Genomic DNA, 13248 nt, shown 5'->3' with positions numbered 1-13248 from the left:
GCCGGCGGAACTGAGAAAACAACGAAAGGGAACACCATGGAACTGGTACTCGACCTGCAGGCCCTGGAAACCCCCGAGGTTCTCGACGGCGGCGGTCACGGTGGCGGCGGTGGCGGCACCAGCAACCTGAGCCTGCTCGCCTCCTGCGCGAACAGCACCATCAGCCTGCTGACCTGCCACTGATCGCAGACTGAGTACTGAAGGTGCGGGAGCGGCACAGGCCAAGTGCGCCGCTCCCGCGCCTTTCATTTTGCCGTCACGTTTGTCTCGTTGGGATCACGTTCAACGGAATGGGATGCCCGCTCGGACGAGGGTTCACCACAGACACCGAGGAGTGAGATGGCGGGTTCCGCCGATCGCCTGCTGGTCACCGTGACCGCGCTCGATCGTCCCCGCCTGTTCGCGCTGGTAGTGACGGCTTTGGCCGGGACAACGGCCGGGTTGCTGCTGCCGGCCGCGCTCGCCGACGCCGTCGACGCCGTCATCGCCGGACGGCCCAGCCTCCCCGAGGTCCTGTGGCTGCTCGCGCTCGGTGTCACGGAGATCGCCGTCGGCGTCATCGGAGGGATCCTCTCGGCGCGGATGACCAGCTCGGCGACGGCCTGGCTGCGCCGCAAGCTCACTGACCGCTACCTCGCGCTGGGCACCCGTTCGAAGTTCGGGGGCGGCGACGCGATCAGCAGGCTCACCGGTGACTGCACCGGTGCCGGGATGGTGGCCTCGCTCGTCGTCCAGCTCGGTTCGGCCGCCCTGATCTCCGGCGGCGCCGTCGTCCTGCTGGCGTTGATGGACTGGCGGCTCGCGCTGGTCTTCCTCGGCAGCATCCCGTTCGCGCTCCTGCTCGCGCGTTCCCATCTGAAGAACACCGCCGATGACGTCCTGACCTATCAACAGGTCTCGGGGGAACTGGCCGAGCGGATGGTCGACGCCGTCGCCGGGCTGCGCACGATCGCCGCGTCGGGTACCGCCGACCGCGAAGCCGAACGTGTGCTGCGGCCGCTGCCGAAGCTGAGCCTCGCCGGCCGCGGGATGTGGCGCACGCAGGCCAGGATGGTGTGGCGGTCCGGGTTGCTGTTGCCCGCGGTGGAACTCGCCGTGCTGGCCGCCGCCGGGTTCGGCGTGATGGAGGGCAGGCTGACCGTCGGCCAGGTCCTCGCGACGCTGGGCTATGTCGCCCTCGGCCTGGGCCTGGTCACTCAGATCCCTTTGCTCACCGCACTTTCCCGTGCGCGGTCGTGCGCGCAGCGGATCAACGAAGTACTCCACTCGCCGGTACCCGAACCGGGCAAGCTGGGCGTGGTCCCCGGGCGGGGCACCCTCGAACTGCGCGGGATCACCCTCGAAGGCGCACTGCGCAACGTCGATCTGATCATCCAGGGCGGGCGGTTCACCGCGGTCGTCGGACGCTCGGGCTCGGGGAAGTCCGCACTGGTCAACGTGCTCGGCGGACTGCTGATCCCGGACGAAGGCACGGCCGCGCTCGACGGCCGTCCCCTGGAGGAACTGCGGCCGTACGAACTCCGCGCCGTCATCGGTTTCGCCTTCGAGCGGCCCGCGCTGCTCGGCGCGACCATCGGCGACGCCGTCGGCTACGGCTCGTGGGCGGGCGAGGCCGCCGTGCGCGCCGCCTGCCAGGCCGCGCAGGCCGACGACCTGATCGTCCGGCTGCCGAACGGATACCGGACGCCGCTTTCGGAGACCCCGCTGTCCGGCGGGGAGGCGCAGCGGATCGGGCTCGCCCGCGCGATCGCTCACGCGCCGAGGGTGCTCATCCTCGACGACGCCACCGCGAGCCTCGACACGGTCACCGAGGCCGACGTCGAAACCGCGATCGAACAGGCGCTCCCAGGCCGGACCCGGATCGTGGTGACGCATCGCGCGGCCACCGCGGCTCGGGCGCACACGGTGGTGTGGCTCGACGACGGCCGGGTCCGCGCGGTCGGCCCGCACCAGGTGCTGTGGCGGCAGCCCGCGTACCGGGCGGTCTTCACCGAGGGCGGCGGGCAGTGAGCGTCTGGCGGCTCTATCGCTCGGCGCTGGCCGGGCAGTGGCGGGGATGCGCCGTCCTGGTCTTCTGCTCGCTGCTGGAGAGCATTCCCGCGTTCTTGTCCGGTCGCCTGGTCGAACTCGCGGTCGACGAGGGGTTCGCCGCGGATCGGCCAGGCACCGGACTGCGTTGGCTGGCGGTGTTCGGCCTGGTCGCGGTCATCGGCGCGTTCGGTTCGAGGCTGGTGTGGCATCAGCTCGGCAAGGTCGTCGAGCCGCTGCGCGACGCGCTGGTGAGCGCCGTCGTGCGCGGGGTCCTGCACGACCCGTCACCGCCGCGCAACCAGCCGGACGCCAGCGGCGTCGCGCGGATCACCCAGCACGTCGAGGTGGTCCGCGACGCGACGGCCGGGCTTCTGGTGCAGGCGCGCGGAATGGTCGTGACGACCGTGGCGGCGTTGGCCGGGCTGTTCACCGTCGCGGGTTCGCTGGCCCTGGTCGTCGCGATCCCGGTGGTGGCTTCGATGCTCGTATTCGCCTGCCTGCTGCCGTCGCTGGCCCGCCGCCAGCGCGCGCTCGCGCTGGCCGACGAACGAACGGCGGAGGTCGCGGGCGCGTCGCTGGCCGGGATGCGCGACGTCGTCGCCTGCGGCGCGGAACCCCTTGCCGCGCTCGAGTTCTACGACGTCATCGACGCACAGGCGAAAGCGGCCGTGCGCGTGGCGCGTTCGGGTGCGGCCCGGACGGTGGTGATCGCGGCCGGCGGCTTCGTGCCGTTGCTCCTGGCGCTGCTGGTGGCGCCGGGAATGGTCGCGGCGGGGGAGCTCACCGCGGGGGCCGCGCTCGGCGCGCTCGTCTATCTGGCGACGACGATGCAGCCGGCGTTGCGGGGGCTGGCGGCGACCGCGAGCACCGTGGTGCTGCGGCTGATCGTGGCGCTGCGGCGGCTGGCCGAGACCGCGGAGATACCGCCGGTGGAAGACGGCACCGCCGAACCCGACGGGACCGCGATCTACGTGCGGGACCTGACTTTCAGCTGGGGTGCGGCGGCCCAGCCGGTGGTGCGCGGGCTGAACCTGCACCTGCGGCCCGGTGATCGGCTCGCGGTGGTGGGGCCGAGCGGGATCGGCAAGTCGACTCTGGCCGGGCTGCTGACCGGGATGCTCGAACCGCAGGGTGGGCGGGTACGGCTCGGTGGCGTGCCGGTGCGGGAGATCCCGGCGGCCGTGCGGCATCGGATCGTCGCGCTGATCCCGCAGGAGGCGTACGTCTTCGCGGGGACCGTGCGGGACAACGTCGGCCTGTTCGCGCAGGCGGCGATGGACGGCGAGTTGCGGGCCGCGGTGGCGGCCGTCGGAGCGGAACCGCTGGTCACGCGGTTGGGCGGGCTCGACGGCGAGATCGGGCACGGCACGCTGTCCGCCGGTGAGGCGCAGCTGATCGCGCTGGCGAGGGTGTACGCGAGCGACGCGGAGGTCATCGTCCTCGACGAGGCGACGTCGCACCTCGACCCGCCCGCCGAAGCCCGCGCGGAGCGGGCGTTCGCCGAGCGGGGCGGGGTGCTGGTGGTGATCGCGCACCGGTTGACGTCGGCGTTGCGCGCGGACCGGGTCCTGGTGATGGACGGCAAGGAGACCGCCCTGGGCACCCACCTCGAACTCATGAACCGGTCTTCGCGCTACGCCCAGCTGATGCACGCCTGGGCGCCGCAGCTACCCCAACCTCGTTAGTTCCTCCAGCGAGGTTCGGAGTAGACCTTCGAGAGGAACCGGACGCCGGGTGGTCCTGTCGACGAAGACGTGCACGAAGTGGCCCTCGGCGATCACCGTGTCCTTCGAGTACATCCCGACCTCGTAGCGGACACTCGACCGGCCGAGGTGGCCCACGCGCAGGCCGACCTCGAGGTCACCCGGGAACGACACCGAGGCGTGGTACTTGCACTGCGATTCCACGCACAACCCGATCACCTGGCCGGTTTCGATGTCGAGACCGCCGCGTTCGATCAGCCAGGTGTTGACGACCGTGTCCATTACCGAATAGTGGACGACGTTGTTGACATGCCCGTAGACGTCGTTGTCCTTCCAGCGCAACGGAACCGTCTGCCAGTGCGGATACTCGTCGTTCACCACAGTCCCACCGAGGCCCGCAGGATCCCGGCGAGGTCCTCTTCGGACGCTTCCCGCGGCGCCGTCGCGAGCAGTCGTTGTTGTTTCACCGTACCGGAAACCAGTGAGTCCACATCGGACTCGGCATAGCCGACGGCGCCGATCCCGTTGGGGATCCCGATCTCCCGCATGATGCGGCGCAGCACCGCGGGCAGGTGGTCCTGCAGATCGCCCGGCCATTCGAAGTCCGGGGCGAGCAACCGGGCCACCCGCAGGTGCCGGTCCGGTGCGGCGTCGTAGGTGAAGTGGAACGCCGCCGGCGCGGTCAAGGACACCGCCATCCCGTGCGGCACCATCGCCTCTTCACCGGGATACCCGGAAGGATGGAATTCCCGGACCTGCCCGGCGATCGGATACGCGTTGGCGTGCGGAATGTGCACGCCGGCGTTGCCGAAACCGAGCCCGGCGAACGTCGCCGCGAGCGCCATCGCCTCGCGTGCCTTCATGTCCGAGCCGTCCGCCACGGCCGCGGGCAGTGCCCAGGAGAGCAGCCGCAGCGACTGCTCGGCGAACATGTCGGCGAGCGGATTCGCGCCACAGTAGGGAACCCGGTCCTCCGGGCGTTTGCGGTCGAATTCGGTGTACGGCTTGGCCGTGTAACTTTCCGCGGCGTGGCAAAGGATGTCCATCCCGCTCGCGGCGGTGACCTCCGGCGGCTGCGAAACCGTCAGCAGCGGGTCGACCACGGCGAGGCTCGGCCGTAGCCGGAGATGGCTGATCCCGCTCTTCACCCGCAGTGACAACACGTCCAGCACGCACACCGTCGTGCTTTCCGACCCGGTGCCGGTGGTGGTCGGCACCGCGACCAGCGGTTTCAGCGGCGTGCTCGGCGCGCGCCCGCCGCCGACCGGTGCGTTGATGTAGTCCATCAGGTCGCCGTCGTTGCTGGTCAACAGATTCACCGCCTTCGCGGTGTCGATGACGGATCCGCCGCCGACGGCGACGAAGGCGTCCCACTCGCCTTGCCCGCGTGCGAAGTCGACGGCCTTCCGCATGCTGACGTCGGTCGGCTCGATGTGCACGCCATCGAAGACGACCGCTTCGATGCCGTACCCCTCGATGCCTTCGGCGATCCGCTGTGGCCAGCCCGTCGTGGTGACCGAGGGGTCGGTCAGCACGAGTACTCGTCGTGCGCCGTACTGCGTGAGGTCGTAGCCGATCTCATCGCTCGCCCCGGTGCCGTATTTCAAGGCCGGCGCGCCATACGTGAAAACAGTTTCACGTCCAGTGGTGGCTGAGGTCACGTTTTCGTGCTCCCTTGCTCGAACACGTCCTGATATCGGACATTCTCACCGCCCGGGGTCGCCGGAATCGAAAGATCGCTTGACGGCACCGATCACCGCCCGCCTAAGCTCTTCTCATTAGATACCAACCGGGAGCGTCCGTCGCCCAGACGGCCGTGCGGATCCTGACCGAGGCGCAAATCCACCGCGTGTACGCGGTGGTGGGCGAGTCTTTCCTGGATCTGCTCGACGCGCTGCAGCGGGAGAGGTCGATCACCTTCGTCTCGGCCCGGCACGACTCCGGAGCGGCCTTCATGGCCGAGGCGGAGGGCAAGCTCACCGAGAATCCCGCCGTGCTGCTCGCCAGCCGCGGCCCGAGCGCGGCGAGCCTCGCGATCGGCGTCCGGACGGCGTACCAGGACGAGACGCCGATGGTCGTCCTCCTGGAGAACCCGCCGTCCAGCCCCGGCCCGACGAGCGAACTGCCCACCGCCGACCTGACCGCGATGTTCGAACCCATCGCCAAGTGGACGGGCCGCGCGCAGGCCCCGGACGAGGTACCCGGTCTGCTGGTCGAGGCGCTGACCCGCTGCCGCGAAGGCCGTCCCGGACCCACCGTCGTCGCCGTCCCCGCGGACTTCTGGGGGGTGCCCTTCGACTCGGCCAAACCGGTCGCGTCCGTGCGGCCGCCCGCCACCGGCGCGCTCGGCCGGACCGCCGAAGCCGTCGCCCAGCTGGTCGACGAGGCCCGCTACCCGGTGGTGATCGTCGGCGGCCGCGCCCGCGCGGCGCGCGAAGAGCTGATCGCCGTCGCGGACGAGCTCGCCCTTCCGGTGTACAACGCGTTCCGCCGTCAGGACGCCTTCCCCGAGAACCACGCCCGCTACGCCGGTCACCTCGGCATCGGCATCCCCGCGCGGCAGCTCGACGCACTGGAACGCGCCGACCTCGTACTCGCGCTGGGCACGCAGCTCGACGAGGTCACCACCCAGTCCTTCCGCTACCCGACGCCGTCGCAGACGCTGGTCCTGGTCGGCACCGGGATCGAGGCCGCCCGGCGCGGCGGCCTGACCTTCCGGGTCGATTCCGAGGTCGAGCCGTTCCTGCGCGAGCTCCGCAACGTCGCCTCGCCGCGGACGCGCCGCGCGTCGGCCGCCAACGCCGCCGTGCACACCTTCATGACGCCGCCCGACACCAGCGGCAACACCCGCGTCCACCCGGCCGACGTCATCCGCGCGGTGCGGAAACTCGCGCCCGAAGACGCCATCGTGACCAGCGACGCGGGCAACTTCGCCCAGTTCATGCACCGCTACTGGTGTTTCACCGCGCCGCGCAGTCAGCTCGGCCCGAGCAACGCCGCGATGGGCTACGCGGTCCCCGCGGCGATCGCGGCGAAACTCGCCGAGCCGCGGCGCACGGTGATCGCGATGGTCGGCGACGCCGGCACGCTGATGACCGGGCAGGAGATCGAGACCGCCGTCCGCTACCGCGTCCCGGTGACCGTCCTGGTGTTCCAGAACGGGCTGCACGGCTCGCTCGCCGCTCACCAGGCGCGCAAACACGGGCGGCTGTCCGGGGTGACAGTCCCCATCACCGACTTCGCGTCGTGGGCGCGCGGCCTCGGCGCGGCCGGGTACACCGTGGACGACCGCGAGGAGCTGGAGCCGATCATCGCGAGCGCGCTGGTCCGGCAACGGCCGTGTGTCATCGACATCCGCACCGATCCGGATGTGGTGACACCCGACATCCGCCTGACGAGCCTGCTGGGTGCCGCGAGGCCTCAGCAGTAGGTCCGCCAGTGGCCGGTTTCATCGATTACCCGGCAGTACATTTTCTCAGGGGATACTCAGAAACCCTTGCCGGGCCGCCGTCACCTGCCTCAAAGGGTGGGAAAGAGGTGACGACTCGGCCGAGTTTCGGTCGCAGAGCGCGAAATTTGTCGGTAGGTCGTGGCACAATCGCGGCAACACCGAGAGTCCGATGAGGACCGGAGCGGCCGATCGGGCCGCAGCCGTTCGCCGGTGGGTTGTTGGCACGCAGGTACCTCGAAGACGGCGTTGCGACGACGTTGTGATGACGGGTTTGTGTTGATACAGGGGAGAAAAAATGGCTGACGAAGCGAAGCCACAGGAGTTGTCCGTTTCCGGCGTCGTGCCGGTGCTCTTCAGCGCCGACGACGAGACCCACGACGTGGCCGTCGTTGCCACGAACCGTGAGGCGTTACGCCGTTCGCCGTTCGGAGGCGATGTACAGCTGCGCGCCGCGAGTGGTGAATAGCCGAGTAGTAAAGACCACAGTTCCGCCGGTCATCCCACGGTGAAGCCGCTTGTCGGCCTGCTGGAGGTGTGCTTTACTGTTTTAGGTCTCGTTTTTTGTGTTCGTGTTGGTTCACGCTCGCAGAACGCAGCGGGCGTAGTGTCTCCTCGTGTTTACGGGGAAGCAAACCGTCTGGCATGACCCGGGCTGCCGACGTGGCTTCCTGTTTGTTTGTGTTGCATATGGAGATTTTATGACTCAGGGCACTGTGAAGTGGTTCAACTCCGAGAAGGGGTTCGGCTTCATCACTCCCGACAACGAAGGCGGCGACGTCTTCGTGCACTACAGTGAGATCAAGGGCAACGGCTTCCGTACCCTCGAGGAGAACGCCCGCGTGGAGTTCGAAATCGGGCAGGGCGCGAAGGGTCCGCAGGCCACCTCGGTCAACCTTATCTGATTCTGGTTTTCAAGCAGGGCCGTCATCCTTCGCCGATTGCGGCCCTGCTGCTTTTTCTCCCTTTGTGCTTTGTTTTCGGCCGGTCGCTTTTTCAGCTAGGGGAAACCAGTCCGGTTTCATAGGCCAGCACGATCGCCTGCGCCCGATCGCGGAGCGCGAGCTTCGCCAGGATCCGGCCCACGTACGTCTTCACTGTCTGTGCCGAAAGCACCAGATCCGCGGCGATCTCGGTGTTGGACCGCCCTTTCGCGATCAACCGCAGCACGTCCCGCTCCCGTTCGGTGAGCACGTCCAGCCGCGCCGGGGCCGGCCGAGGAGCCGGCGCACTGGCCACGAAGTTCGCGATGAGCCGTTTGGTGACGGCGGGGGAGAGCAGCGCGTCCCCGGCGGCGACCACACCGATGGCGTTGATCAGTTCGGCCGACGGCGCGTCCTTCAGCAGGAACCCGCTGGCGCCCGCCCGTAAGGCCTCATAGACGTAGTCGTCCCAATGGAACGTGGTCAAGACGATCACCTTCGGCTTCTCGCCGTCGCCCGCGAGCAGCCGCCGGGTCGCTTCGAGACCGTCCATTCCCGGCATGCGGATGTCCATCAGGACGACATCCGGTGCCGTGTCCAGCGCGGCGATCCCGGCCAGCGCCGCCGCTCCGTCACCGGCCTGGCCCACGATGTCGAGGCCGGGCTGCGCGTTCAGCAGGGCGCCGAAGCTTTCCCGCACCATGGCCTGGTCGTCGACGAGGAAAACGGTCGTCACGCGTCACTTACCCCCGGAAGTCCCAGCGTGACGGCCACCCGGAAACCGCCGTCCGCCCCCGGCCCGGTCTCGCACGAGCCGCCGATCAGCGTAACGCGTTCGGCGATCCCGGCAAGGCCCGTTCCGTCCCCGGCGGAGGGCGCCGGAATCCGCGTGGCCGGCCCGTTCTCGACGAGGATCACGATCCCGTCCGCCTCGCGTCGCACCTCGACGTCCACCGCCGCCCCCGGGCTGTGTCTTGCCGCGTTGCTCAGCGCCTCCTGCAGAATCCGGTACGCCGCCAGTCCGATCGTGGCGGGAACGTCGTCCCCGCCGGAGACCCGTGACCTGATCTCGATCCCGGACGCCCGGCAGGCGTCGATCAGCATCGGTACGTCGGCGAGCCCCGGCTGCGGTTCGTGTTCCGGTTCGGCGTCGTTGTCCCGCAGCACCCCGACCAGCCGCCGGGCCTCGTCGAGCGCCTCCCGCGCCGCGGCCCCGAGCGCGCGGAACTCCTCCACCGCGGCGCCGGACAAGTCCGGGATGCGGTAGCGCGCGCTGTCGGTCCGCAGGGCGATCAGCGAGAGGTGATGGCCGATGATGTCGTGCAGTTCGCGGGCGACCAGCGCGCGTTCCTGCAGCGTGGTCCGTTTCGCCCGCTCCTCGACGGTCATGCGCTCGGCCTCGTCGGCCTGGACCAGCGCCCGGCGGCGTTGCTGCATCCCGTAGCCCGCCACGAGGGTCACGGCGACCACGAGCAGCGCCCACACCAGGGTTTTCGTGCCCGCTCGCGGCATCTGGACGACGCCGACCCCGGCCGCGAGCACCACCGCGATGATCGCGATCCCCCAGCCCTGCTTGGGCTTCGTCCGGGCGAGCGTCATCGCCAGGACCGGGAGATACGGCAGGACGTAGGTCTGCAGCGGCCACTCGGACTGTGTCGGACCGGACCACGAGAAGTGGGTCGCGGGGAACGCCGTCGCGATGATCCCGGCGACCATGCCCGCCGCCGCCACCCGGACGGCGTTCAGCGGGTACCGGACGACCAGCAACGGCGGCGCGACCTGCAGCAGCAACAGGAAGAAGATCAACGGCAGGTTCCCACCGTCGAGGTAGCGAGCCCAGGCGCCGTAGGTCAGGACGATCAGCACACTGAGCGCGGACGCCGTGAGGACGCCCTTGACCCAGCGCGGGACGTGCCACCAGGACGACGCCGGCTCGAGATCGGCGTCGCGACCCGTGAGGATCGCCCACCCCAGTGCCTTGCCGATCGAATCCATGCCTCGACGCTAACGACGCGGTCGCCCGGGTACATCCCGCCGTGGGGGACACCTGATGTCCCCCACGGGGTGACGCGGACTGCTCACCCGGGCGGGATGTGCCCGACGGTGTCGCGCGGACAGGCTCGGCACATGAACGACATCAGGGGGTTGATCCGGTTGTCCGCGTTCGCGTGGCTGCTCACGGGCCTGGTCATCGCGGTCTACGTCGAGATCGTCAACGCCGGCGCCGTCGATCCGCTCAGCACCACCTTCAGCGAGTACGTCCACACCGGCCAGGGCGCGCGGCTCGTCGGTGTCGCCATGCTGGCCACCGGCTTCGGCGCGCTGACCGTCGCGGGCGGGATCCGGCTGTCCGGCGCGGCGTGGGCGAGCAGGCTGGTCGCCGTGTTCGGCATCGGGCTGTGCGTGCTCGCGGTGTTCCCGCAGGAGCCGATGGACCAGCCGCTGACCTGGCACGGCGCGATCCACCGGTACGTGGCGCTCGCCGCGTTCGTCGCGTTGCCGCTGGCAGGGGTCGTTCTCGGCCAGGCGCGGCTGCTGTCCTACGCCGCGCTCGTGGCCCTGGCGGTGTTCGTCGGGACGTTCCTGCTGGACGTCCGCGAGGTGAGCGGGCTGGCGGAACGGATCCTGCTGGTCCTGGACGTCGCGCTGCTGGTCGCTTTCGTCCCGCGGCCCGCCGAAACGGAAGGTATTTCGTCCACTTCGTGATGCAACCCCTTGCAACCCTTTCTTTTGCGGCCCTGTCGTCGTTTCCTTGTCTGACGTGGCACGGCAGCGGAGGACATGTGGGCGAAGCGGTTGCGGGAATCGTGGCGAATTCCGCTGCGGAGCGTGACATCCGGACCCTGCGGTCGGCACTCCGGGTAGCCGGGGTCGGCCGCGTGACGGTGTGGTCGAAGGACAGCGGGATCACCGGCGCTGTCCGCCGCATGGTGGATTCGGGCGCGGGCGTGATCATCTGCCTGGGTGATGACGGCACGGCGCGAGAAGCCGCGACGGTCTGCGGGGACGTGCCGCTGCTCGTGCTGCCGGTGGGGAACGCCCCGAGCGTCGCCGGGCTCGCGGCCGGGCTGCTGGTCACCCAGCAGGTGGACGCGGACCTGGTCACGAACCGCGCGACCATGCTCGAAGTGGCCACGAAGGCCCGCCGCGAGATCGCCCTGGTCGACGTCAGCGTGTCGAGGAGCCGCCAGGAGTGGGAGGCCGGGCTGCTGTCCGAGCTGTACTGCACGTTCGCCCTGCCGGACGCGATCGGCCTGTCGAGCATCCCCGGGCAGCTGTGCCCCAGCCCGAAGTCCACTGTGGACGGTGTGGCGGTCTCGCTCGGGCCGGTCGAGGAGACGCCGTACGTCGTGCACGCCCCGATCGCGCCGGGCCTGGTCCGGCCGGTGGGCGTGCGCGGGTGGAGCGTGCTGGAGCCCGGGGTCCGGGTCGACCTGGCCGCGAGCGGCGGCGTCATCGCCCTCGACGGCGAGCGGCTGATCAAGCTGAAGCCAGGAGAGAGCGCTTTCGTCGAGTTGAAGACCGACGGCCCGTGGTGCGTCGACGTCCGGGCCGTGATGGCCGAGGCCGCCCGGCTGGGCCTCCTGCTGGACATCGTCCCCGAGCGAGAGATTTCTCCCGCGTCTTACGCGGTGAAGGCCCCCTTCACCGCGTAAGACGCGATCATGGTCCCTTTCGCCTTCCGAACCCCGTTTCGGCCGTGCACACTGGCCGAAACGGAGGAGGAAGTGAGCCACGTGGACCTCGAGGCGGCTTTGCCGGTCGGCGCGGACCCCAGGCGGCATGCCAGAGTCCTCGCCCAGGTCCACGAAGCGGCCCTCTCCGGCAACGCGCTCCCCGGCCACCCGCGCGCGGTCATCGGCGCGTCCTGGCAGCGTATGCGCCGTCTCGGCCTGGACCCGGACCGTGGCGCCCCGCGTCCCGTGCTCACCCCGGAACAGCTGGAGCCCCGCCGTCGCGGCAGCGGTATCGCGGCCGTCCTGCCTGTCCTGCGCCGCGGCCTGATCAGCCTCGCCGAGCAGGCCGCGCACATCATGGTCGTCGTCGACGCCGAAGGCCGGATCCTCTGGCGCGACGGCAGCGTCTCGGTCAGCCGCCGCGCCGACGGCATCGGCTTCGCCGAGGGCGTCGACTGGCACGAGGACGCCGTCGGCACCAACGCCATCGGAACCGCCCTGGTCACCAGGCGTCCGCTGCAGGTCTACTCCGCGGAGCACTACGTCCGCGCGCAGCACGACTGGACCTGCGCCGCCGCGCCGCTGCACGACCCGAGGGACGGCAGGCTGCTCGGCGTCGTCGATCTCTCCGGCCCGGCCTCCACCGTGCACCCGACGACGCTGGCCCTGGTCGACGCCGTCGCCAAACTCGCCGAAGCACACCTCCGCACCAGCCACCTCACCGAACTTGACCGGCTGCGCGGAGTCGCTTCACCCGTGCTCGGCAAGGTGAAGGGCCGTGCCGTGATCGCCGACCCGCACGGCTGGATCGCCGCGAGCGCCGGTCTCGCCCCGGTCGACCGCATCGCCCTGCCGAACAACGTCGCCGCCGGCCGCGCGTGGCTGCCCACCTACGGCAACTGCCTGCTGGACCCGCTGCCCGGCGGCTGGCTCGTCCGGCTCACCGAGGAGGAGGACGCGCCGCCGACCCGGGTCGTGCTCGACCTGCGCTCTCCCCGGGACAGCACGCTGCGCGTCGCGGGGGCGGCGGGCACGTGGTCGCACCGGTTGAGGCCGCGGCACGCGGAGATGCTCTACGTCCTCGCCCTCCACCGCCAGGGCCGGTCGGCGTCGCAACTGTCGCTGGATCTCTTCGGCGACGCCGGCCGCACGGTCACCGTCCGCGCGGAGATGTCCAGGATGAGACGGCATTTCGGCGGCATCCTGCTGGCCAGGCCGTACCGGTTCGCCGACGACGTCGAGGTCGTCGTCGAGCGGCCCGCCGACGGTGGAGACGTCCTCCCGCACTCCCTCGCACCCGCCGTCCGCGCCTGAGCGGCGATCGGGCGTGCGCACTCGTGCGATACGGCCTGAAAAGGGGCTCTGACCGACACCGCAGATCACGTGCCGATGACACACGCCGGTGTCACTGGCTGCGTCGATCCCGACTCGGATACCTTTCTCCGGGAAGAGCCATTGGGGAGGAT

The 13248-nt window shown here is 70.0% G+C and carries 13 protein-coding genes; 9 read left to right on the top strand and 4 right to left on the bottom strand.

Annotated features, from left to right (window positions below; genetic code table 11):
• Positions 1 to 36: 36 nt before the first annotated feature.
• From ACLJRL_RS15725 to ACLJRL_RS15715, 3 genes are all read left to right on the top strand, one after another.
• Complete coding sequence (locus tag ACLJRL_RS15725; protein ID WP_410656861.1) at positions 37 to 183, top strand: SapB/AmfS family lanthipeptide; 147 nt, start codon at positions 37 to 39, stop codon at positions 181 to 183.
• Positions 184 to 339: 156 nt separating this feature from the next.
• A complete protein-coding gene (locus ACLJRL_RS15720) occupies positions 340 to 2010 on the top strand; it encodes an ABC transporter ATP-binding protein (protein WP_410656860.1) in 1671 nt (556 codons plus the stop codon).
• Entirely contained in the window at positions 2007 to 3716 is a 1710-nt protein-coding gene (locus ACLJRL_RS15715; RefSeq protein ID WP_410656859.1) for an ABC transporter ATP-binding protein, read from the top strand. The genes ACLJRL_RS15720 and ACLJRL_RS15715 overlap by 4 nt, the downstream gene beginning before the upstream one ends.
• Here ACLJRL_RS15715 and ACLJRL_RS15710 read toward each other — a convergent pair.
• Both ACLJRL_RS15710 and ACLJRL_RS15705 read right to left on the bottom strand, forming a co-directional pair.
• Positions 3699 to 4115 carry an acyl-CoA thioesterase gene (locus ACLJRL_RS15710; protein WP_410656858.1) on the bottom strand — a complete coding sequence of 139 codons (417 nt, stop codon included), beginning with the start codon at positions 4113 to 4115 and terminating at the stop codon, positions 3699 to 3701. The genes ACLJRL_RS15715 and ACLJRL_RS15710 overlap by 18 nt on opposite strands.
• The gene (locus ACLJRL_RS15705) at positions 4109 to 5395 is read right to left on the bottom strand and encodes a hydroxyacid-oxoacid transhydrogenase (protein ID WP_410656857.1); all 1287 of its coding nucleotides are present in this window, start codon (positions 5393 to 5395) and stop codon (positions 4109 to 4111) included. Before ACLJRL_RS15705 ends, ACLJRL_RS15710 begins: the two co-directional genes overlap by 7 nt.
• Positions 5396 to 5511: 116 nt before the next feature.
• Between ACLJRL_RS15705 and ACLJRL_RS15700 the strand changes: the two genes are divergently transcribed.
• The 3 genes from ACLJRL_RS15700 (at position 5512) to ACLJRL_RS15690 (ending at position 8087) form a co-directional block, all read left to right on the top strand.
• A complete protein-coding gene (locus ACLJRL_RS15700) occupies positions 5512 to 7164 on the top strand; it encodes a thiamine pyrophosphate-binding protein (RefSeq protein WP_410656936.1) in 1653 nt (550 codons plus the stop codon).
• A gap of 316 nt (positions 7165 to 7480) precedes the next feature.
• Complete coding sequence (locus tag ACLJRL_RS15695; RefSeq protein ID WP_410656856.1) at positions 7481 to 7651, top strand: hypothetical protein; 171 nt, start codon at positions 7481 to 7483, stop codon at positions 7649 to 7651.
• 232 nt (positions 7652 to 7883) lie between these two features.
• Entirely contained in the window at positions 7884 to 8087 is a 204-nt protein-coding gene (locus tag ACLJRL_RS15690; protein ID WP_410656855.1) for a cold-shock protein, read from the top strand.
• A 91-nt stretch (positions 8088 to 8178) separates the two neighbouring features.
• Here ACLJRL_RS15690 and ACLJRL_RS15685 read toward each other — a convergent pair whose 3' ends face one another.
• Both ACLJRL_RS15685 and ACLJRL_RS15680 read right to left on the bottom strand, forming a co-directional pair.
• A complete protein-coding gene (locus ACLJRL_RS15685; protein WP_410656854.1) occupies positions 8179 to 8841 on the bottom strand; it encodes a response regulator in 663 nt (220 codons plus the stop codon).
• Positions 8838 to 10100, bottom strand: a complete 1263-nt coding sequence (locus tag ACLJRL_RS15680) for a sensor histidine kinase (protein ID WP_410656853.1) — start codon at positions 10098 to 10100, stop codon at positions 8838 to 8840. The genes ACLJRL_RS15685 and ACLJRL_RS15680 overlap by 4 nt, the downstream gene beginning before the upstream one ends.
• A 132-nt stretch (positions 10101 to 10232) precedes the next feature.
• Between ACLJRL_RS15680 and ACLJRL_RS15675 the strand changes: the two genes are divergently transcribed.
• The 3 genes from ACLJRL_RS15675 (at position 10233) to ACLJRL_RS15665 (ending at position 13096) form a co-directional block, all read left to right on the top strand.
• Positions 10233 to 10811 (top strand): DUF998 domain-containing protein, encoded by a 579-nt coding sequence (locus ACLJRL_RS15675; protein WP_410656852.1) that lies wholly within the window; start codon positions 10233 to 10235, stop codon positions 10809 to 10811.
• A gap of 77 nt (positions 10812 to 10888) precedes the next feature.
• A complete protein-coding gene (locus tag ACLJRL_RS15670) occupies positions 10889 to 11761 on the top strand; it encodes an NAD(+)/NADH kinase (RefSeq protein ID WP_410656851.1) in 873 nt (290 codons plus the stop codon).
• Between the two features lie 72 nt (positions 11762 to 11833).
• On the top strand, positions 11834 to 13096 hold the full coding sequence (locus ACLJRL_RS15665) for a GAF domain-containing protein (protein WP_410656850.1): 1263 nt from the start codon (positions 11834 to 11836) through the stop codon (positions 13094 to 13096).
• Positions 13097 to 13248: the final 152 nt, after the last annotated feature.

The organism is Amycolatopsis sp. lyj-112 (assembly GCF_046549055.1).
GTDB lineage: Bacteria > Actinomycetota > Actinomycetes > Mycobacteriales > Pseudonocardiaceae > Amycolatopsis.
The sequence above is the reverse complement of the archived record's forward strand: the minus strand, read 5'-3'. Positions and strand labels throughout refer to the sequence as shown.